This is a genomic window from Tenacibaculum sp. MEBiC06402 (genome assembly GCF_049239625.1).
Classification (GTDB): domain Bacteria; phylum Bacteroidota; class Bacteroidia; order Flavobacteriales; family Flavobacteriaceae; genus Polaribacter.
Genome location: NZ_JBMKKT010000031.1, coordinates 1 through 909, shown reverse-complemented (window position 1 = coordinate 909; position 909 = coordinate 1). Strand labels below are relative to the sequence as shown.

Annotated in this window: 1 protein-coding gene; it reads right to left on the bottom strand. The window is 26.5% G+C overall.

Annotated features, from left to right (window positions below):
• Positions 1-55 precede the first annotated feature (55 nt).
• A complete protein-coding gene (locus tag ACOSP6_RS00260; RefSeq protein WP_422092382.1) occupies positions 56-805 on the bottom strand; it encodes a hypothetical protein in 750 nt (249 codons plus the stop codon).
• Positions 806-909 lie beyond the last annotated feature (104 nt).

Genomic DNA, 909 nt, shown 5'->3' with positions numbered 1-909 from the left:
ATTTCCGTTGAGGAAATTCAGCCGCAATTAATTATACACTATGTTGGGTGTTTTTTTATTGTCTTAAAGGAATTTTAGAAAGTTTGAATTTTTTAGAAATCTCACCATCAAGTTCAGATAAGAAATTAAATAAAATTATATTAATCCTAGTGACATAATTAAAATCGTAAGTTAAATATTTTCCTTCCTCAAGTCTTTTATTAGGAAATTGTCGAATAAAATCTTTTGATACTTTTCTACGGTTATGTACTACTAAATTTCTTTGCTTGATAAGAAAGTTTATATCATTCTTTTTTTCTTTGTTTTTGAATATTTTTATACCAAGCCTGTCATCAAAAAACTTATCAATGTCTTCAATACCCTTATAAAATAACTTTTCGATCTTTTTTGTTGTTATAGCATTAACAAGCTCGTCCATTGAATCAAAGTCTAATATAAATTCTAAGCTTTCAGATTCTTTTGATTTTAATATTAGAGGGTTTTTCTTAACTACTTCTGAAAGAATTTCCTTAAAATAAGTTGTGAAGTTGTCTAGCGTATGAACAAAGATTAATGCACTTAAATGATTTGTGTAAAAATTAATATCAAGAAATCTATCAGAACTCATTCTGAGTTCTTTTTTAGCTTTGTCTGTATTAAAGTTATTATCATAAATAGCAATGAGATTTTCTTTGCCTTCGTCTATATTGTTTCTAATTAATTTGTCACCTACTTTTAAATAACTAATAAGAAATTCTGATCTCTGCATTTCACTCCAAAAATTGAAGAATGATTGTGTAGATTTATCGATCTGCTTAACCAACATAAATTTTACTTTTATTTTTCATAGATATATTTTTAAAAATTGCACCCAACGTATTTGTGTATGATTTTTTGCGGGAAAAGGACGCGAGTCATTTTCCGTTGTTT

What these genes read in the sequence shown, in the direction of transcription:
- ACOSP6_RS00260 (WP_422092382.1), bottom strand. Translation starts at nt 805, where the DNA reads ATGTTGGTTAAGCAGATCGATAAATCTACACAATCATTCTTCAATTTT.